The 18,751-nt window shown below is 67.9% G+C and carries 20 protein-coding genes, 1 tRNA gene and 2 pseudogenes; 9 read left to right on the forward strand and 14 right to left on the reverse strand.

Annotated elements, in window-relative coordinates; translation table 11 throughout:
• Positions 1-2 precede the first annotated feature (2 nt).
• A complete protein-coding gene (locus C469_RS06240) occupies positions 3-584 on the reverse strand; it encodes a biotin transporter BioY (RefSeq protein ID WP_008004840.1) in 582 nt (193 codons plus the stop codon).
• A 142-nt stretch (positions 585-726) separates the two neighbouring features.
• On the opposite strand from C469_RS06240, the gene C469_RS06245 reads away from it, so the two are divergent.
• Positions 727-1,407 (forward strand): hypothetical protein, encoded by a 681-nt coding sequence (locus C469_RS06245; protein WP_008004841.1) that lies wholly within the window; start codon positions 727-729, stop codon positions 1,405-1,407.
• Between the two features lie 405 nt (positions 1,408-1,812).
• Here C469_RS06245 and C469_RS06250 read toward each other — a convergent pair whose 3' ends face one another.
• The 5 genes and pseudogenes from C469_RS06250 to C469_RS17470 form a co-directional block, all read right to left on the reverse strand.
• Positions 1,813-3,207 carry a signal recognition particle protein Srp54 gene (locus C469_RS06250; RefSeq protein WP_008004842.1) on the reverse strand — a complete coding sequence of 465 codons (1,395 nt, stop codon included), beginning with the start codon at positions 3,205-3,207 and terminating at the stop codon, positions 1,813-1,815.
• A gap of 92 nt (positions 3,208-3,299) precedes the next feature.
• Complete coding sequence (locus C469_RS06255; RefSeq protein WP_008004843.1) at positions 3,300-3,776, reverse strand: PIN domain-containing protein; 477 nt, start codon at positions 3,774-3,776, stop codon at positions 3,300-3,302.
• Complete coding sequence (locus C469_RS06260) at positions 3,773-4,075, reverse strand: AbrB/MazE/SpoVT family DNA-binding domain-containing protein (RefSeq protein WP_008004844.1); 303 nt, start codon at positions 4,073-4,075, stop codon at positions 3,773-3,775. Before C469_RS06260 ends, C469_RS06255 begins: the two co-directional genes overlap by 4 nt.
• An 85-nt stretch (positions 4,076-4,160) precedes the next feature.
• The gene (locus C469_RS06265; RefSeq protein ID WP_241429988.1) at positions 4,161-4,925 is read right to left on the reverse strand and encodes a pantoate kinase; all 765 of its coding nucleotides are present in this window, start codon (positions 4,923-4,925) and stop codon (positions 4,161-4,163) included.
• A 172-nt stretch (positions 4,926-5,097) separates the two neighbouring features.
• Positions 5,098-5,241 (reverse strand): annotated as a pseudogene (locus C469_RS17470) (pantoate kinase); the annotation flags it as partial.
• Between the two features lie 154 nt (positions 5,242-5,395).
• Between C469_RS17470 and C469_RS06270 the strand changes: the two are divergent.
• The 3 genes from C469_RS06270 to C469_RS06280 all read left to right on the forward strand — a co-directional run bounded on the left by C469_RS06270 (position 5,396) and on the right by C469_RS06280 (position 7,625).
• Positions 5,396-5,953, forward strand: a complete 558-nt coding sequence (locus C469_RS06270) for a zinc ribbon domain-containing protein (protein WP_008004847.1) — start codon at positions 5,396-5,398, stop codon at positions 5,951-5,953.
• Positions 5,954-6,075: 122 nt separating this feature from the next.
• Complete coding sequence (locus C469_RS06275) at positions 6,076-6,573, forward strand: FlaD/FlaE family flagellar protein (RefSeq protein ID WP_008004849.1); 498 nt, start codon at positions 6,076-6,078, stop codon at positions 6,571-6,573.
• On the forward strand, positions 6,570-7,625 hold the full coding sequence (locus tag C469_RS06280) for a hypothetical protein (protein ID WP_008004851.1): 1,056 nt from the start codon (positions 6,570-6,572) through the stop codon (positions 7,623-7,625). The genes C469_RS06275 and C469_RS06280 overlap by 4 nt, the downstream gene beginning before the upstream one ends.
• Positions 7,626-7,652: 27 nt before the next feature.
• Here C469_RS06280 and C469_RS06285 read toward each other — a convergent pair whose 3' ends face one another.
• The 6 genes from C469_RS06285 to C469_RS06310 all read right to left on the reverse strand — a co-directional run bounded on the left by C469_RS06285 (position 7,653) and on the right by C469_RS06310 (position 13,637).
• Entirely contained in the window at positions 7,653-8,123 is a 471-nt protein-coding gene (locus C469_RS06285) for a hypothetical protein (protein ID WP_008004853.1), read from the reverse strand.
• 146 nt (positions 8,124-8,269) lie between these two features.
• Positions 8,270-8,342: transfer RNA gene (locus tag C469_RS06290), tRNA-Gln, on the reverse strand.
• A gap of 242 nt (positions 8,343-8,584) precedes the next feature.
• On the reverse strand, positions 8,585-9,781 hold the full coding sequence (locus C469_RS06295) for a DUF5305 domain-containing protein (RefSeq protein ID WP_147587257.1): 1,197 nt from the start codon (positions 9,779-9,781) through the stop codon (positions 8,585-8,587).
• Between the two features lie 4 nt (positions 9,782-9,785).
• Positions 9,786-10,949 carry a signal peptidase I gene (locus tag C469_RS06300; protein WP_049911087.1) on the reverse strand — a complete coding sequence of 388 codons (1,164 nt, stop codon included), beginning with the start codon at positions 10,947-10,949 and terminating at the stop codon, positions 9,786-9,788.
• 201 nt (positions 10,950-11,150) lie between these two features.
• Positions 11,151-12,053 carry a hypothetical protein gene (locus C469_RS06305; RefSeq protein ID WP_008004860.1) on the reverse strand — a complete coding sequence of 301 codons (903 nt, stop codon included), beginning with the start codon at positions 12,051-12,053 and terminating at the stop codon, positions 11,151-11,153.
• Between the two features lie 48 nt (positions 12,054-12,101).
• Entirely contained in the window at positions 12,102-13,637 is a 1,536-nt protein-coding gene (locus C469_RS06310; protein WP_008004861.1) for a CARDB domain-containing protein, read from the reverse strand.
• A 382-nt stretch (positions 13,638-14,019) separates the two neighbouring features.
• Between C469_RS06310 and C469_RS06315 the strand changes: the two genes are divergently transcribed.
• The 4 genes and pseudogenes from C469_RS06315 to C469_RS17735 all read left to right on the forward strand — a co-directional run bounded on the left by C469_RS06315 (position 14,020) and on the right by C469_RS17735 (position 16,823).
• Positions 14,020-14,601: a DUF7344 domain-containing protein gene (locus tag C469_RS06315; protein WP_008004864.1), complete on the forward strand. Its 582-nt coding sequence runs from the start codon at positions 14,020-14,022 to the stop codon at positions 14,599-14,601.
• A 152-nt stretch (positions 14,602-14,753) separates the two neighbouring features.
• Positions 14,754-15,476 (forward strand): hypothetical protein, encoded by a 723-nt coding sequence (locus C469_RS06320; protein ID WP_147587258.1) that lies wholly within the window; start codon positions 14,754-14,756, stop codon positions 15,474-15,476.
• A 260-nt stretch (positions 15,477-15,736) separates the two neighbouring features.
• A complete protein-coding gene (locus tag C469_RS06325) occupies positions 15,737-16,294 on the forward strand; it encodes a DUF1102 domain-containing protein (RefSeq protein WP_147587259.1) in 558 nt (185 codons plus the stop codon).
• Positions 16,295-16,362: 68 nt separating this feature from the next.
• Positions 16,363-16,823: pseudogene (locus C469_RS17735) on the forward strand (DUF3368 domain-containing protein).
• 7 nt (positions 16,824-16,830) lie between these two features.
• On the opposite strand, the gene C469_RS06335 reads toward C469_RS17735, so the two are convergent.
• On the reverse strand, positions 16,831-17,118 hold the full coding sequence (locus C469_RS06335; RefSeq protein ID WP_008004872.1) for a hypothetical protein: 288 nt from the start codon (positions 17,116-17,118) through the stop codon (positions 16,831-16,833).
• Between the two features lie 138 nt (positions 17,119-17,256).
• On the opposite strand from C469_RS06335, the gene C469_RS17145 reads away from it, so the two are divergent.
• On the forward strand, positions 17,257-17,406 hold the full coding sequence (locus tag C469_RS17145; protein WP_008004874.1) for a DUF7550 family protein: 150 nt from the start codon (positions 17,257-17,259) through the stop codon (positions 17,404-17,406).
• A 55-nt stretch (positions 17,407-17,461) separates the two neighbouring features.
• Here the strand turns inward: C469_RS17145 and C469_RS06340 are convergent, their stop codons facing one another.
• Positions 17,462-18,631 carry an ABC transporter ATP-binding protein gene (locus tag C469_RS06340; protein ID WP_008004876.1) on the reverse strand — a complete coding sequence of 390 codons (1,170 nt, stop codon included), beginning with the start codon at positions 18,629-18,631 and terminating at the stop codon, positions 17,462-17,464.
• Between the last annotated feature and the right edge of the window lie 120 nt (positions 18,632-18,751).

Consider the following 18,751-nt stretch of genomic DNA (forward strand, 5'->3'; position numbering starts at 1 on the left):
TCTCACGCGGCCGCGACCGCGTCGGAGCGAACGATTCCGACCGCGGCGGCGATCTTCAGCGCCTCCGCGGGAACGAACGCCGCGGCGCCGACGGTCACCGCCTCGACGGGACCCAGCGAGAGCACCAAAGCGAGCCCGGCGACGCCGAGCGCGTAGATGATCGCGGTGCCGAGGACCATCGAGCCCACGAGCGTCGGGAGCCCGACGGTATCGAGGTCGCGGAGCGTCGCGCCGCGGTGGACGACCGCGCCGACCGCGGCTGCGGCCAGCGGGTACGACCAGAGGTAGCCCGCCGACTGACCGACGAGCTGGCCGACGCCCGCGGAGCCGCCCTCGAACACCGGGGCGCCGACCGCGCCGGCCGCGAGGTAGAGGACGAGGGACGCGCCCCCCCACACCGGGCCGAGGTAGACCCCGGCGAGGAACACGCCGAGCACCTGGAGCGTCACCCGGACGGGCGAGACGGGATTCGGGAACGTCACGTACGCGAACGCGCCGACGAGCGCGGCGAAAAGCGCCGCGCGGGCGAGGTTCGTCGCGGCCTCGTCGCCGACGAGATCCACCGACTCCGTGCTGGTTGCCATGTCTCCGACACCCTCGTAAACCGACTTGAAGGTACTGGTTGACGATGTGGGAGCGGAGCGTCGACGGCAACAGGCGAGACCGCCGGAGGCGGCTCGGACCGGACGCGAGGCTTATTTATCGCCGGCGCGTATGCCCCCGCCCATGGACGAGAAGACCTCCGAGCTCCGCGACATCTTCGTCGAGACCACCGGGTCGGAGACGGTCACCGAGCGGCAGGCGGAGTCCCGCGGGACGCTCACCGACCGCGACGAGGCGGCGGTCGACGAGCGGGTCCGCGAGCTCGTCGCCGCGATGCGAGAGCGGTACGACTTCTCGACCGACCTCGGCGACGAAACCTACGCGCGGATCGCCCGCGGTCGCTTCGAGGAGGAGGACGACGAGGCGATCGCGACCGCGCTCGTCGAGGAGCGGGAGGGGGACGAGGAGCGGGAGGGGGACGAAGCGGAGACCGAGTCGGAAGTCGCACCCGTCCTCGAGCCCTCGACCGTCCGCGACGCGCGGCTCGACCTCCACCTCGTCCGCGAGGCCGACCGCGAGGTCGACGACGACGCGTTCGAGTACGGCGATCTGAAGCAGCTGACGGCCGAGGGGCGCTCGATCGTCGAGTGCGCGGACGCCCTCGACGCCGACCCCGACACCGTCGCGAAATACGCCCGGATCGCCCGCGTGGACCTGACCTCCACCCGCGCGAACGACCGGTTCCGCGACGAGTTCCGCGACCTCCTCACCGACGCCGAGATCGAGGGCTCGCACGCCGAGACCGCCCGCGACGACGGGCTCGAAGCGGCGACCGAAGACATGGAGACGGACACGAACTTATAAAACGTATGCGGGGCGCGCGCCTCCGAGTGGCCGAGAGGCCACGAGGAGCACGCGCGAGGGAGTCGCGAGCAGAGAGGGACCTCCGGTCCCTCATGCAGCCGGCGCGCAGCGCCGGCGACGAAGGGAGCGACGGGGCTGGGGAGGCGTGAGGCTGTGCGGTGCGGTCGGGTGGGACTCAAAGGGGCAGTCGCTGAGGCGCAGGGGACGCAAGGACCACAGGGAGTGAGCGAAGCGAGCGACCGAGGACCGCAGCGAGCGTGCGCCTCAGCGACTGGGGCTTTGGAGGTGTTCACCGCCGGTCCACCGTCAACCGCTTATAAGCGAGCGACTGGGACTTCGGAGAAGTCGTCCCTCGATCCACCGTCAGCAACGGCTCGTTATAAACAACCGCCCTCGATCAACGCTTCAGAACGGCCCTTTCCCGCCGCCCATCATGTCGCCGAGGCCGCCGCCCTCGCCGCCGCCCATCTTCTTCATCATGCGTTGCATGTCGCCCTCGCCCATCCCCTGGAACTGGCTGATCGTCTGTTCCATCATCGAGTGCTGCTCTAAGAGCTGCCGGACGGTCTCCTCGTCGGTGCCGGAGCCGCGCGCGATCCGTTCCGTGCGCGACTGGCCGACGACGCGGGGGTTCGTCAGCTCCTCCTCGGTCATCGAGTCCATGATGCGCTCGAACCGGCGCATCCGGTCTTGGGTCACGTCCATCGCGTCGTCCGGGAGCTGGTCCATCATCCCGCCGCCGAGCCCGGGGATCATGTCCATCACCTGATCGAGGGGCCCCATCCGGTTCATCGCGTCCATCTGCTTTTTCATGTCCTTCAGGGTGAACTCGCCCTGCAGCATGTCCTCGGGGTCCCAGTCCTCGTCCTCCTCCTGGGTCTCCTGCATCGCGCGCTCGACGCGCTCGGAGAGCTGCTTGAGGTCGCCCATCCCGAGCAGCCGGGAGATGAACCCGGAGGGCTCGAACCGCTCGATGTCCTGGACCGTCTCGCCGGTCCCGAGGAAGGCGATGGAGGAGTCCGTCTCGTTGACCGCCGTCAGCGCGCCCCCGCCCTTCGCGGTCCCGTCGAGCTTGGTGATCATCACGCCCTCGATGCCGATGGACGCCTCGAACTGGCGGGCCTGCTCCTTGGCGCCCTGCCCGATAGCGGCGTCGAGCACGAGCAGCGAGCGGTCGGGGTCGACGACGCTCTCGATCTCCTCGATCTCCGCGATGAGGTCGTCCTCGAGGGCGTGGCGCCCCGCCGTGTCCACGATGTGCACGTCGGCGTCTTCGGTCGCCTCGAGCCCCTCGCGGGCGATCGCGACCGGGTCGTCGTTGTCGGGGTCGCCGTAGAAGTCGACCTCGGCGCGCTCGCACATCTGCTTGGCCTGGTCGTACGCGCCGGGCCGGAAGGTGTCCGTCTGGATGACGGCGGGGCGGAGCCCCTTCTTCGAGAACCACCAGGCCATCTTGGCGGCGGAGGTGGTCTTCCCCGACCCCTGGAGGCCGGCGAGCAGGATCGTCTGGTTCTCTAAGGGGAGCTCGGTCGAGTCGCCCACGAGCTCGACCATCTCCTCGTAGACGATCCTGAGGACGTGGTCCTTCGCCGTGGTGCCGCCCGGCGGCTCCTCTTCGAGGGCGCGGGACTTGATCGAGTCCGACAGCTCCATGACGAGGGAGACGTCGACGTCGGCGGAGAGGAGCGAGCGCTGGATCTCCTTGACGATCTCCTCGACGTCGCTCTCGGAGAGTCGGGACTTCCCCTGGAGCTTGTCGAGGCTGCTCCGGAGGGACGTACCGAGGTCGTCGAGTACCATTTGCCGGAGATAGGCGGGCGACGAGGTAAAGCTTTGTTCGTCGGCGTCGGCGACGGAGTCCGTCAGCGCGGGGTGCCCGGGAAGGCGATCGTTCAGTTCGGAGAAACCGCCAGCGACGGGAAGTACGTCGAGTAGAACCCCTCGTCGAACGTGACCAAGCCGTCGCAGTCGACGACGGCGTGCGCACCGATGAGAAAGTCGGCAGCGATGTGTTGTCGCGGCGAGATCGACTCGCCGCACGCCTCGCAGTCAACGGACCGTGTCTCGCCACACGCGGGACACTGGATTCCGTCCGGTCGACGATCCACGTATTCTCGGAACCGATCGCCCGCTGTAAACCGCGCCTCGCGCGACGGATCGACCACTTTGACGCTGAAATCCTCGAGAAATCGATCGAGATCGGCGGCCGAGTCGAAGCGGCCGTCGGCTGCGAGTTCGACATATACGACCGGAGTGACGACCACCGCCCCCTCTCGGTACGCGTGTCTGAGAGCCGCCTCGCTGGCGTCGGCGTACTCGTCGTCGTAGAGCAGCGCGAGAAACGCGTTCGTGTCGACGGCCGTGGTCACGAGTCGCCACCCGCTTCCTCGTCGTCGAGCGACTCGTCGACTGGGAGTGATTCATCGGTCTCGCGGGGATACTCGCCGCGGAGTCGACGCATCCGATCCGGCATCGTTTCGTCGCTATCCGCGCTTCCACGGTGCTTCTCGAACGGATCTTCGCCGTCCTCGGTGGTCGGGGCCCGTTTCTGGAGCCGATAGTCGGAACCGACTCGCTCGAAGTCGACTTCATCACCGGGCTCGATTCCGAGAGCCTCGCGAATCTCTTTCGGAATCGTGACCTGTCCCTTCGTGGTAACTCGGGGCATGCTCTACTAACACAGTCGGTGTAATGATAAATAAGTATTACTTAGCCAGACACTGGGCGATACGAGGAGGGATCCGCCGACAGGTTCACCGCCCAACCAGCCGCGCGCCAGCGGCGTCGACCCGACAGACCTCGGGGTCGTAGCCCGCGTCGGAGAGGCCGGTACCGAGCGCGAAGACGGTGCGGCCGAGCATCGCCATGGCGGCGCCGTAGTCGTCGGATCCATCGGGTGAATCGCCTTCCGACTCCTCGACCGCCGCGATCGCCTCGGACACCTCGGGAACGAGGAGGTCCGCCTCGCGGGCGAACCCGCGGGCCGCGTCCATCATCGTCGGGAGCCGCGGGTCCGCGCGGAGCCGGTCGAGCGCCTGCTCGCCGGCCGCGGAGAGGGCGGCGGTGTCGCCGCCCAACACCTCCTCGGTCGACAGCTCGCCGAACGTGGCGTACTCGACGCGCGCGTCCGCGGGAATCCCGTCGAGGGCGCCCATCCCCGGTGCGCCGGGCTCCAACCGGATCGGGACGCCGCCGCGCGCCTGCGCGACCACGTCGCCGAGGCCGGTCCCGCGGCCGACCTCCGCCTCGTGAGCGATCCGGATCAGCTCGTTCTCCGACCGGCCGCGGTCGAAGGCGTCGTTCGCGGCGAGCGCCGCGCCGAGCGCGGCCGCCCCGGAGACGCCGAAGCCGGCGCCGATCGGGAGGTCCGTCTCGACCGCGACGTCGGCGTCCGGAGTGCCGAGGTCCGCGAGCACGTCCTCGACGGCGCCGATCGTCCCCGGCTCGCCGTCGACGGTGTGGGACCCGGCTGACCCGTCCCTTACGCTCGCTTCGTCCACTTCGCCTACTTCGTCCACTTCGCCTACTTCGTCCACTTCGCCTACTTCGTCCACTTCGCCTACTTCGTCCACTTCGCCTNACTTCGCCTACTTCGTCCACTTCGCCTACTTCGTCCACTTCGCCTACTTCGTCCACTTCGCCTACTTCGTCCACTTCGCCTACTTCGTCTACTTCGTCCACTTCGACCGCCGCCGACACCCGAACCGTCACCCCGTCGGTGAGCGTCACCCCGGCGCCGCGCGAGCCGGCGGCCGCGGGGCGCTCTGCCGGGTGCGCGCTGAAGAAGGCGGTGACGTGACCGGGAACGAACGCGGTCGCCCGCTGCCTGCTCATGGCGAGTCGGAAGGGGGGCCGTCGATTAACGGTTGTTATCCGCGACCGCGGACGCCGCCCGCGTCCCGGAAACGGCACGACTCGACGCCGACCGTCGACCGCCGGCGACACCGACACCGCAGGCATAAGTACCGGCCGGTCGAACCGGCGAGACATGCGAGATCAGTTCCGCCCCCTGCTCGCCGCGCTGCTGGCGATGGCGCTGCCGGGCCTCGGCCACCTCACCCTGCGCCGGTGGGGGCGGGCGCTGCTGTGGCACCTGACGATCGTCGGCGGCGGCGTGGCGCTGTTCGCCCTCTACGACGTGCCGGTCGGCTCGACGATTTCGCCGGCGGAGGCCCTCAAGACGGCCGCCGCGCTCCCGACCGACGTGACCCTCCCGATCGCCGTCCTGTACGCCATCTCCGCGGTCGACGCGTACCTCGTCGGGCGGGCCGACGTCGCCGAGCGACGGCGCGCCGACGCGACCGCCGAGGCGATCCGCCGCCGAGCCGCGAGCGACGACGGAGAGGCGGAGAGAGTCGGCGAGCGCGCCGGTGACCTCTCCGGCGCGAACTCCCCGCCGTCGGCCGCGGCCGCCGCCGGAAGCGCCGCCGAGAGCGACGCAAGACCGGCCGAAGTCGAGTGCCCGCACTGCGGTAAGGAGACCGACGCCGAACTCGACTTCTGTCACTGGTGTACCGAGCCGCTCCCGTGGGCCGAGGCGGAATGACCCCGGAGAACAACCGCTTCTCACCGGGGATCCAGTAGTTTCTCAGACCTGATAACTGCGTGGCAACTATCATATAGCCGGCCGGCGACGCTCTCGATACGGACGCGAACGACGGACGGAACATGAGTCTGAATCCACGGCGATACGACGTACGGGAGCTGCGCCGGATCGCGGACGCACCGCGAGACGGCGCCGACGAAGCGCCTCGGGAGCGGTCGCTTCGTCAGCCGAACCGGAACCGAGCGGAGCAGGCCGCCCGCTCGGCCGCGTTCACCGAGCTGCTCCAGCGTCAGCGGGGGCTGCGGCTGTCCGGCGACGGAGACCGATCCGACGCCGGCGATCGACCGTACCTGACGGCGATCCCTGCCTCACCGGAGGCGGAACGCGAGATCGGCGAGTGGCTCGGCTACCTCGTCGACGTGGGCGGCCACGTGCGGAGCCGGGACGCGCTGTCGTACTACGCCGAGCTCGGCTGGGTCGACGACGGCGCGATCGAGGCCCTCCGGCGCCGGCTGGAGGGGTTCGATGCCCCGCGGTACGACCGGCCCTTCACCCCCGCGGACCATCGGATCAGCCTCGTCTCCATCGTCCGGATCGCTTCGTGTGCGAGTACATCATGAGCGACGACGACGAATCCACGGACATCAACGGTACAGACGGCCCCGAAGCGGTCGGCGTGAAACTCGGCAGCACCCGAACGGTGCTCGACGTCCCCGACGGGCGGGGCGGCCGCGAGCGACACTCGACGCTGACGTGTCTGGCGACCTACGAGGACGCCATCACGGGCGACGAGAAGGTGTTGTTCGGCCACGAGGCCGCGATCGAGTACCCCGACACGGTGCGCTTCATGCTTCGATCGGGGCTCCCGGAGGACGACGAGAGCGTCGCCGACGCCGAGCGCTTCTTCGAGGCGCTCGTGGACGCCCACGACGTGCCCGAGGACAGCGCGGTCGTCTACGCCGTCCCCACCATCGACAACGAGGCGGGCGTGAACAACCTCAAGTCGGTGATCGAGGGCTCCTCGATCGGGCAGGTCGAGACGCGGAGCTACCCCGAGTCGCTGTGCGGGGCGATCCCGGCCTACGGCGACGATCTCGACGCCATCGACGAGGTGTTCGTCTCCATCAACATGGGGTCGACGACGCTGGAGGCGTGCGCCTACCGGCGCGGCGAGCAGCTCTCGCCGTTCTCGACCGGCTCGGTGACGGGCAACGAGGTCGACCGACGGATCGTCGCCGCCGTCGAGGAGGAGAGCCAGGGCCGCGTCCACATCGACCGGACGACCGCCCGGGAGTACAAGGAGGAGCACGCCGACGTGTACGACTTCGAGCCGTTCACGGACGTGATCCAGCAGCCCGGCGGCGGGAGCCACGAGTTCACCGTCGACCGCGGCGTCCGCGAGCCGGTCGACCGGTACATCGACGAGGCCGTCGACGTCGTCGCCAACGAGTTCCTCCCGGAGCTCGCGAACGACCACATGAAGCCGTACCAGCTCGCGCTGGGCCGCCCCGTCGCGGCGACCGGCGGCATGGCCTGCATCCCTGGGCTCACCGAGGAGTTCGAGAAGCGGCTCTCCGCCGAGCTCGACCGCGACGTCGAAGTCGTCTCCCCCGACGACCCCGCGACAGCCGCCGCGGAGGGCGCCGGTCGGATCGCCGAGCGCCTGATCTGAGCGGACGACCCGTTTTTTCGCGGCTAGTTACGTGTCGAACAGCCGCTGCGCGTCCTCGGCCTGCCGGCGGTAGATCCCTCTGCCCTTCAGCCGCGGGACCTCGTGTCGGTGCAGCGTCTCCGCCTCGCAGTCGTACACGAGGGGGAACACGTTTGTCCGACGGCGGGCGACCGTGTACGACCGCGCCGCGTCGACGACCGACCGATCGGGGTCCGGCACCGCGAAGACGACGTAGCCGAGCGGCGTCGTCGATCCCCGCCGGTCGTCGACGCGCTCGACGAGCACGTCTCGGAACTCGTCGGCGATCGCGGTGATATCGTCGGGGTCGGGATCGGACTCCTCGACGAGCGTCGCGAGCGCGACGCACTCGCCCACCGAGGGGTCGTCGTCGCGGGTCTCCCACACCGGATCGAAGCCGTTCGCGCGCGCGTCGACCGCCTCGAAGCCGTGCTTCCGCCGGTTCGCGACGACCGCGTCGCGATACTGAGTCGGATCCATAGCGATCCCACGAACTGCATGGTAAAAAATGACATACATGGCGGCAGGGGGACGGTCGGGCGAACGCGACTGGGGAGAGAGGCCGGATTCGCCAGTTTCGAACTCGCCGCGTACACCGGCAGCTCGCGGTGTCGCTCGCGGCAGGATAGTCCCGGGCGGATTCGAACCGCCGTCAATGGCTCCAAAGGCCATTATGATTGGCCACTACACCACGGGACTGCACTCGACGGTTGCCCGCCCGCACTCAAGTAGGTTACTTTTCCCGACCCCTCGGCGGCCGCCGACCGCGGCGCATTCGGCGGATCGACGAAGCGAGGTGGGACATCACCGATCGTCTCCGCACGGCAACCGCCCTCGTCACGGGCAGTTACCTCGGCGTGGGGGCCGAACGGTCGACCACGCCGCGGTCGCCGGTCCGGAGTTGCTGTGGTCGAGACAGTGAGGGGAAGGGGGAGAGCGCGTCAGTTCGCCTCGTCGTCGGCCGCGCCGGGCGCCGCTTCTCCCTCGTACCCCCCGTCCTCTCCGTCACCCTCGTTCCCCCCGCCACCCTCGCCATCTTTGTCACCCTCGTCGCCCTCGATCGCGAGCGTCGGCGGCGCGTAGGTGTACACGAACTCGTCGGTCACGGCGTGGTACGCGTCGGTCGCGGGGTCCTCGACGACGCCGGTGTCGTTGTCGATCGCGAAGTCGACCAGGTCCCGGAGCGTCGACGCCTCGGCCTCGGGACGCTCGTGGACCGACTCGGGGAGCCGGATCGACGTGATCCACTCCGCGAACTCGGAGCGGTCGTCGCGGTACGAGAGGTACTCGCGCTCGGCCGGCGTGAGCGCGAGGTCGACCGCGCGGCGGGCGTACGCCAGCCCGCCGGCCCCGGCGAGCCCGACGAGGAGCAGCAGCGGTCCGCCCGCGGAGCGGAGCGGTCCGTAGCTCCGCTCGACGGTGACCCGCTCGGTCTGTTCGTCGAGAGTGTCCGACTGGAGCCCCGGCTCCGAGACGGTGTACGTGTCGCCGCCGTGGTCGAGCGTCATCTCGATCGGCCGCGTGGACGAGGTCTCCTCGCCGTTGATCGTGCCCTCAACGGTCACGTCCGTCTCGACGAACGTCTCCGTCTCGCCGGGCGAGGCGCCGAGCTCCGACTCGATCTCGCTCGCCGTCGCGTCGACTTCGGAGCTGTTGAGCGCGAACGACGCGACCGCCGTCTCGCCGGGCTCGACCCCCGAAACCGTCTCGGTCGTCAGCGTCTCCCGCTCGTCCCAGTAGACGGTCCCGCCCTCGCTGGCGACGTTCCGAATGACGAGCACTGACTCGAAGGAGACGTCGACGTCGCTCGCCGCGTCGGCGGCGTAGCTCGTCTCCACGGCGACATCGAGCACGGGCGCGACCCGCGTGAAGTAGGTGTTCCGGCCGTCGAGCACCGTTCCGGTGTCGAACACCGAGTTCGGCTCCGTCACCTCGGCGGAGTGGACGTACTCCGACTCGACGGTCAGCGACGAGACGGTCCGGGTCTCGGTCTCCGTGCCCGGATCGACGTGGGTCGTGTAAACGAGCCCGCCCCCGACCGCGGCGGCGACGAGACAGACCGCGAGGATCACAGTGAACTGTGCGTTCAGTACCGCCCGGAGGCGGAGCCGGCTTTCGGTGGGGGGTGTCTCGCTCATTCGGTCACCTGTAGATCTCGCGGAGGACGCGGCGATACAGCGGGGGCTTGGCGCGCGATTCCCGGGAGCGGATCCGCGCGGGCTCGCCCCGGAGCAACAGCAGTCCGAGTCCGACGATGCCGCCGCCGAGAAGCCCGTTGATCGCGACCAGCGGGGCCCACGGGTGGACCCCGTACAGGTCGTCGATCACGCCGGGCGGCAACACGGCGAGGTACCGGTGTTCGACGACGAACAGCCGGTAGTAGCCTGTCTCGTCCGGCGCCGTGAGCGTCACCGTCGTCGACGCCTCGCCCCGGCTGCCGACGGCGACGCGCCGGGGGTCGACGTCGACCCCCGGACTCTGCGGGGTGACGTACGCGTACACCGGGACGAGCCCGGCGTTGGGGACGACGTACTCCAGCTCCTGACTCGTGCCCCGCTCGATGACGGTCGGGTTGTCGGACTCGAACTCGGCGCTCACGACGCCGTACTCCTGGCTCCCGCCCGGAACGACCATCGCCGCGGTCGCCGTCGCCATCAACACCAACGCGAGCACGGCGACGATCGCGAACACCGAGGTGCCGTCGTCGCGGGAGCGGTCGCGCTCCCGCGTTTCGCGGCTCCCCGTGTCGAGGTACCAGTCGACCACGTACGCGACCGCTGAGAGCCCGAAGAGGAGGTACGCGAGCCCCTGTGTGCCCTGCAGCGACCGAACCCCGAACGTGACCGCCAGCCACGTCTGGGCGGCGTCGAGCGCCGACTGGATCCCCATCGCGGCGGTGCCGAGGTGCGGGATGACGACCACGCTCCCCCCGACCGTGAGCGCCTTCGCGACGATGTCGGCGTCCTGGACGACGGGCTCCCCGCCGTCCTGATCGGTGAACGGGTTGTTGTCCCCGCGCGTGACGTATCCGCGTTCCGTCTCCTCGACGACGCGGTGGGTCGTCAGTCCGCCGCCCTCGATCTCCTGGGCGTCGAAGGTCACCACGTCGCCGACGCCGATTCCGCCCGCGAGCGGCGCGGGGATCGCGACGAACCCGTCTCCCGGGCTGAGCACCGGCTGCATACTGCCGGTCTCGACGTAGCTCAGAAGCACCGGCTGTCCGAGGTACTGCCCCACGACGAGCGAGGCGACGACGAGCACGGCCGCGACCTGCAACGTTACTGAGAGGGTGCGTTTGAGGGACATGGGTCGTGTCTCGGGTGTCGGCCACACGGTTCGTCGCCGATCGGTCGTCTGTCGTGGGTCGGTCGTCCGGCGTCGATCGGTCGTCCGCCGTCGATCGATCGTCCGCCGTCGATCAGTCGTGATACGAGAATGTCATCGAGACACTATAAGTTCGTGGTTCGGAGCAGCGCGGCGCCGAGGCGTACCGAGGCGGCTCGGTAGTCACTCCTCGAATACCCCGGCGGCCAGCAGGGCGAACGGCCCGATAAACGCGAGACAGAAGCCGAGCAGGTGGACGTACAGGTTCACCACGCTGCCCGTCCCCGTCGGATCGCCGGGAAACCCGACGATCGGATAGCCGACGACCAGAGCGACGCCGATCGCGAACAGGTCTCCCTCCCCCGGATTCGAGACCGCGGCTCGAGCTCCGCTTCGGATCGCCCGCCGGATCCGGATCCCGGTGCTCGACGCGTACAGCAGGCCGAGGACGAGCCCGGCGACCGCGGTCGCGATCCCGGCGATCCCGGGTCCGTCGAGGGCGCCCGGCGAGACCGGGAGCGCCAGGAGCGCCATCCACCCCACGAGCGGGAAGAAGACCGCGGGGAGCGAGCGGATCGACGCCCCCGGGAAGAACCGCTCGCGGGCGTACACTCCGAGCAGAAGCGGCAGCAGGCCGAAAAGCGCCATGTTGACCCCGGAGAATCCGAACCCGATCGCGTTCCGCGGGACGGCGAGGTTCAGCGCCGACAGCGCGACGGGGAAGGCGGCGAGGAACGTCGTGAACGCGATCATGAAAAATCGCCGGTATCCCGCCAACACCGCGAGCGCGTACCCGACGCCGGCGAGGAGGCCGTACCCGACGACGTTGCCGACGAGGTGGCCCGCTTCGAGGTGGACGTAGTGGGCGGTGAAGGCGGTCAGTACCGTCGGCTCGGCGTACGCGAACGCCAGCGACCGGCGCGTCGGCTCGGGGAGCGCGAAGACGGCGCCGAGGACCACCGGCACCGCCGCGAGCGCGAGCAGGTCGACGAGCCGGACGCCCGCGACGAGCTCGCCACGGACCCCGACACCGTCGGCGTCCCGTCCCGCCGCGACCTCGCTCCGCGTGTTCGAGGAGGCCGTCACGCTCCGAGAGTCGCGGACCAGCGGTTAAGACCTGTCGACGGCAACCGCTCACGATCGGGGCGCCCGTCGCACGAGCGCGATCGTGGCGAGGACGAGCGCGACGAGCGCGAGCACGCCGCCCAGCTCGACGAAGTCGATCCCGCTCGGCTCTTCGGTGGGACCGGGATCCCCGCTCCCGCCGGCGTCTTCGCTCGAACCGGTCCCCGCGTCTGCGTTGTCCGCGGAGCCCTCGTCGCTCGCCGGATCGCCGACGAGCAGGGTACCGGCGTCCGTTCCGTCGACGGCGAGGTCGTACTCGCCCGCGGTCTCGAACGCGCTCGCGAACGCGACGGTCGCCGTCTCGTTCGGTGCGAGCGCGACGGTCTCGTTCGCGACCGGGTCGCCGTCCGCGGTCAGCGCCACCGTTCGCTCGCCAGCCGCGCCGCCGCCGTTCCGCAGGGTCGCCCGGACGGTCGCCTCGTCGCCGGGGTCGATCGCCGCGGGGTCGAGGGCCGTCTCGGTCACGTCGAAGCGGGGGACGCGCTCCGCGACCGCGAACGTGGAGAACTCCGTCGTGGTCGCGCGGAAGTGCACGCGGTCCTCAGGGAGGCCCAAGATTCTGACCACGTCGTCGTCGACGACCTCGACGGGCTTCTCCTCCCAGTCGCCCGCGTCCGTCTGCCGGTAGAGCGTCACGTTTTCCGGGTCGGTGTCGGTCGAGTTGAGGTGGTCCGAGTCCGCGCTGAACCGGATCGTCATCGCGTCGACATCGGCGGGCTCGAAGTCGTAATCGAGCGCGAGGTACGCCATCGAGCGCGGCGTCGTCGGCGCCGTCAGCGCGCTCCCGTTCCCGACGGGACCGGGACTCCCGACCGCGTTCACCTCGACGCGCTCGTTGCGGACGCCCTCCACGTCGAGCCGGTCGAGGGTGACGTTCCCGCCGTCGAGGTGCATGCCGTCCGCCTCGAACCTGACCGTGTCCCCGCGGTCGACGTCGCTCGCGTCGAACTCGCGCCGGTCGGCGCTCGGCGCGGTGACCGTTATGCTCGGGCCGCCGTCGTTGGTCTGTCGGGTCGACGCGTCCATCATCGACGCGTCGTCCGGTCCCACGCTCGTCGCGTTGATCGAGAACTCGTCGGCGCCCAACTGCGTCCCGGCGGCCGCGCCGCGTGCGTCGATCTCGAGGCCGACCGCAACCGTCTGGTTCGGCCCGAGAGTGGCGTTGTTCGCCTTGCCCTCGATCGATCCGCCGTCGGTGACGAAGGTGACGTTCTCCCCCCCGTGTTCGATCCAGACCCGGGCGTACTCGTCGCCCGTGTACGTAATCGTGAAGACGCCGTCCGCGGACGCGAGCGCGTCGGGGTTGACGCCCTCGAAATCGGCCGGGAGATTGGGGTTCGACGCCGACACGTCGACGACGATCTCGTCGTCGTCGTTCAGGTAGGCGTAGTCCCCGTTCGGGCCGTCGGCCGGCTGGACCGCGATATCGTCGTCCGCGAAGGTGTCGGCCGGGCCGTCGAGGACCGCCGCACCGGTGGTGAGTATCAGCGACCCCGCCGCGACGAGGATCAGGGCGAGAAACAGGGTGCGGCGAGCGGTAGGCATGTCGGTGTTACTGAGAAGCAACACCCCGTGGGCCTTAATCATACACTGCCTGAAGTCGGTGAAGGGTGTCGTTGATAGCCGCATGTGTCGGATAATATATCGTTACGAGCCCGCCACACGACGATCACTCCCGGCGTGTTGCCCGACCGTTCTGACTCGGAATTGTTGCAACAGAGATAGCCACATATATGACAGAAATCAATAATTACGGGCGAAAGACGTTCCGTGTTGATTCGTCGAGAATGAGCTTTTCAGGCGTTTTAACCCATTTATACGGCCATATAATGTATTCGAAGTAGACAGTGTTTGAACTCCGAGAAAGTTTGGTAGAGTATCATAACCGCGGGATTTATGTTGGCGTACTCATATGTGTCAGACGGAAATGGCGTCGGTACAGGAGATCGATAGGGGGGGTGCCGAACCGGCGACAGACATCTCTGAGGACGAGCTCTTCGACGTATTGGCGAATCAGCGTCGGCGGTTCGCGGTCCACCTGCTGAAACGCGAGGAGGACAGCTCGATCGCGATCGGGGAGATGGCCGAACAGATCGCGGCGTGGGAAAACGGGATCGAGATGACGGAGATCACGGGCAACGAGCGCAAGCGCGTCTACACCGCGCTCCAGCAGTCGCACCTGCCGAAGATGGACGACGCGGGCGTCGTCGAGTTCAACAAGGACCGGGGCCTCGTCGAGCCGACGCCCGCGCTGACCGACGTGGACGTGTACATGGACGTGGTCGAGGGAAGGGAGATCCCCTGGAGCGACTACTACCTCGGGCTCTCCGCCGTCGCCGTCGCGCTCGTCAGCGCAGTGGGACTCGGCGCGTGGCCGTTCGTCCTGTTGCCCGAGTTCGCGTGGACGGTCGCGATCGTCGTGGCGTTCGCGTTCTCCGCGATCGCGCACAAGTACTACACCGCGGAGATGAAGGTCGGGGAACCCGACGAACCGCCGGAACTGACCTGAGACCGGCGTTTCAGGGAGTCGTTTCGGGTCTTCTGGAAGCGCATAACCTTAGGGTCGGAACGCGTCTGACGGCGTGAACGAAGCGTGAGATCCAACCGCAGATGAAACGACGAAACCTCATCCTGTTGCTCGGCGGCGCGAGTTCCGGCGCGATGAGCGTCGGTACCGGCGCGTTCAGCAGTATGGAGGCGGAGCGTGGGGTGGAGGTGAACGTCGTCAACGACGAACGGGCGTTTGTGGGCTACCGGTCGAACGATCGGACCCTGCCAGACGACGCGAACGTCGACGACGGGACGGTCGATCTGGTCACCGTGACGAACCAGTTCGCTCAGAAGATCGAGATTATCGACGCCACTATCGACGACGGGAGCGAGTACTTCGGAGAGCCGAACGTACCCGAGGGTGCGTTCGAGGCCGGCGAAGCAAAGACGGTCACTGCGGACCCGAACCTATCCGCCGAGGACGAAGTGGATGTCGCCGTCACGGTCAGCGTCGAGGGCAAAGGTGTCTCCGCGAAGGTGTTCGGTGACTCCGACACGCGTCGGTTCCAGGTCACACAGGACGACGGAACCGCCAGCCTCGTTCGGTTTAACGGCAGGGGGACGATCAACGTCGGGAATCGGAGCCAGAACGGGGACACCGTCGATATCGACGTGTATCGCATCCCGAACGGGAGTTCTGCGGAGGATCCCTCTGTAGAGGAAGAGTCAGCCGAGGTCGAAGCAGGGAAAAACGAAGGATTTGATGGGTGGGTCGTCGCAGTCGGAGTAGACGGCGATATTTATCAGCACCCGAGCTGGAACGCGGACGCGTGCGAGTTCAGTAGTTCCAAGGGTGGCGACGGCGTTATCGTAGACGATCCGCCGAGCTGTTGAGTAATCGGCCGAGATCCGTCAGCCGCGCTAAACTCGGTAGCATCAGGTTTGGGCGGAGTTCGGGAGGTGACAGATCTTTGTCGGTCGGAACGGGAGACGAACCGGTAGATCGCTGTCGAAGGGACCACCAGAAGCGAACAGACTGTGCTTGAACCGAAGCAGGATCGCCCTGTAGAACCTTCAGAACCTCCCGGAACGTCTTCTGCCGACTCATAACGATATGGGATACGTCCCATGGGGGTAACAGAGGTAGACCAACCATGGAACGACGCAAATTCGTCATCGGTCTGGGATCGCTCGCTGCCGGAGGGGCAGCTGCAATGGGTACAGGCGCGTTCGAAACGGCGGAAACCGACCGCACAATAAACGTAAGCGTAGTTGGTGACGAGAGCGCATTCCTGAAGCTCAAGCAGGAGAGCCCCTACGCCGAAAGCGATGGCGATTTGATATTGAACTTCAATGGGGACGCTGGCGTCACGGGCTCCGGTATCAACACAAACTCGGACTACTCCTTCACCGGAGTCTTCAGCATCACTAACCACGGGTCTCAGCCTGTCGGTGTCTGGGTGGAGGACAACGATAACCACGACGTCAAGTACGGGAACCCCGACATCACGAAGTGGTACGCCGCCGAGTCGGAGGATAACTCCGACTTCAGTACCTCGATGCAAGGGCGTGGTAACGCGTACACAATTGGCGTCGGAGATACGGTTTTCGTTAATGTTGAAATCTTGCTCAACAATAACCACTACTACGAGAACCTCCCCAACAGCCTCACAATCAGCGCCGACGCATCAGAGGCTGAGGCGGAGGAGTAATCGAGTATCGGCTCCGACTTCATCGAGTCGGAGTAGAGTACAGAGCGAAGGTTACAACGGTCACAAACATTCTTCCGGACGGAGATGGGCCACAAGTCGTCCCGGAAGCCGTCTACCGCGAGGTCGTGACGACCGATATCGAACGAGGGTACGACGATGCGCGTCGGATCGGGCGTGCCGTAGAGGACGGCCTGGTCGACGTCGTCGCGGTCGACACCGACAATTCCCCGGTCGCGACGCGACTCGCGCGACATCCGGGTTGAGCGACGCCGACGTGCCGGTGCTCGCCTGTGCAGACGCCCGTGACGGTGTCGCCGTGATAGATGAGTTCGCCGGACGCTCCGCCGCCGAAGTGGAGGACGTCGAGACGCGCGGGACCGCGTACCTCGTCCTCGCCGCAGTGAGGGACGGCGCGCTGTCGGCTGCGGAGGGACGAGACGCCATCGACGCGATGATCGATCACGGCTGGTACGTGGCGCCGGACGCGTACACGAAGATCGTCGGAAAGTTGGAGTCGCTCGGGGAGTGATCGCGGGCTACTCCGGGTCGGACCGCTCCGGATCGTCCGTCTCGGAGTCCGTCTCCTCCCCGAGTTCCGCCCGTGCGAACTCCCGGATTCGCTCTCTGTCCTCGGCGCTCACGTCAACCGCCTTCGCGCTCTCGATCTGCCCGTTCACGACCGCGTTCTGCTGGGGTCCCCACACTTCAGGCGGGTGTTCTTTGATATACTCGGCCCACCGGATCACCTGCTCGTAGCGGGGCGGTCGCTCGGGGTCGTCGTCGGTACCGGCCGAGCCCGTTTTAGGCGTTCGTGAGTCACTCATAACGCTCCTCGACGTCGAGTCGTTCGACCCACGTTTCGAGCCGGGTGCGTGAAAACGTTTCTCCGAACGGACCGTCGCTCGAGTCCGACCGCGTGCTGTTCAGATGCGCTTATATGTCCGCCGTACTGACCATCGAACATGGACGACCACTCACACGAGCCCGACCCGGACGAGCGCGTGACCGCCCCCATGCAGACGTTCGGCAGCCGCGAGGTCGGTATCGGCGCGGCCGTCACCCTCGTCGGCCTGCTCGTCGCGTACGTCATCCCGTTCCTCTTCACGTTCTGAGCGGCGCCGTCGCTCGCAGTTTAACAGTCACCGAGAACCGCCGACAGCGACGCGCCTACCGCGGGTACCAGGCCAGCGGGTGGTCGGCGGTGAGTTCGAGGCTCACCGCCTCGTCGAGGTCGAACTCCTCGACGTGGTTGTGGAGGCAGTGGACGACCTCCCCGGAGCCGAGCTCGACGCGGTAGATGAACGAGGGACCGACGTACTGCCGCGAGACGATGGTCCCGTCGGCCAGCTCGGCGCTCGCGGGGGTCGCTCGCAGGTCGTCGGGGCGCACGAGCACGTCGACGGGCGCGCCGTCGTAGACGGTGTCGTACCCCTCCAGCGTGACGGCGTCGAACCGGCCGATCCCGGTCTCGACCTTCCCGTCGCGGAGGTGGCCTTCGAGGAACGACGCCCGGCCGAGGAAGGAGGCGACGAACTTCGACTCGGGCCGCTCGAACACCGACTCGGGGCGGCCGACCTGCTCGATCTGGCCGTCGTTCATCACGGCAACGCGGTCGGAGATCGAGAGCGCCTCCTCTTGGTCGTGCGTGACGGAGACGGCGGTGACGCCCGCGGCCTTCAGGATCTGCCGGACCTCCTCGCGCATCTCGACGCGGAGCCGCACGTCGAGGTTCGAGAACGGCTCGTCGAGGAGGAGCACGTCGGGCTCCGGCGCGAGCGACCGCGCGAGCGCGACGCGCTGCTTCTGCCCGCCCGAGAGCTGGTCCGGCGTCTTCTCGCCGTGCTCGGGCAGGTCGACGAGGTCCAGCATCTCGTCGACGCGGTCCGCGTCCGCGTCGGCGCCGTCCTCGAGCCCGAACGCGATGTTTTCCCGAACGGTGAGGTGGGGGAACAGCGCGAAGTTCTGGAAGACGATCCCGACGTCGCGCTGCTCGGGCGGGACGAACGCGCCGTCGCCGGCAACGGTCTCGCCGCCGAGCGCGATCCGGCCCTCGGTCGGCTCCTCCAGCCCGGCGATGGTCCGGAGCGTCGTCGTCTTCCCGCAGCCGGACGGGCCGAGGAAGGTGAGCAGCTCTCCCGGCTTGACGTCGAGGGAGACGCCGTCGACGGCGGTCTCCGGGCCGAACTCCTTCGTCACGCCCGACAGCGACAACACGGGCTCCGGCGACGCGTCGGCGGCCGACTCGGTCGCGTCTGCGCGCGATCCGTTCGCTTTCGCGGGCGACTCGCTCGCGTCTGTGGCCGACTGCGTCCGTTTGACTGATTGCGTGTGAGCCATCGGTGTGTCCGGCGCCGGGCCGACCGGCGTCCCGTAACTGAGACTACGTATTTTAGGAAAACCTAAAAACGTATCGCTCGCTCGCTCTCAGCGGGAAGGCGAGGGGCGACGGGCGTCCCG

This window comes from Halorubrum lipolyticum DSM 21995 (assembly GCF_000337375.1).
GTDB classification, from domain to species: Archaea; Halobacteriota; Halobacteria; order Halobacteriales; family Haloferacaceae; genus Halorubrum; species Halorubrum lipolyticum.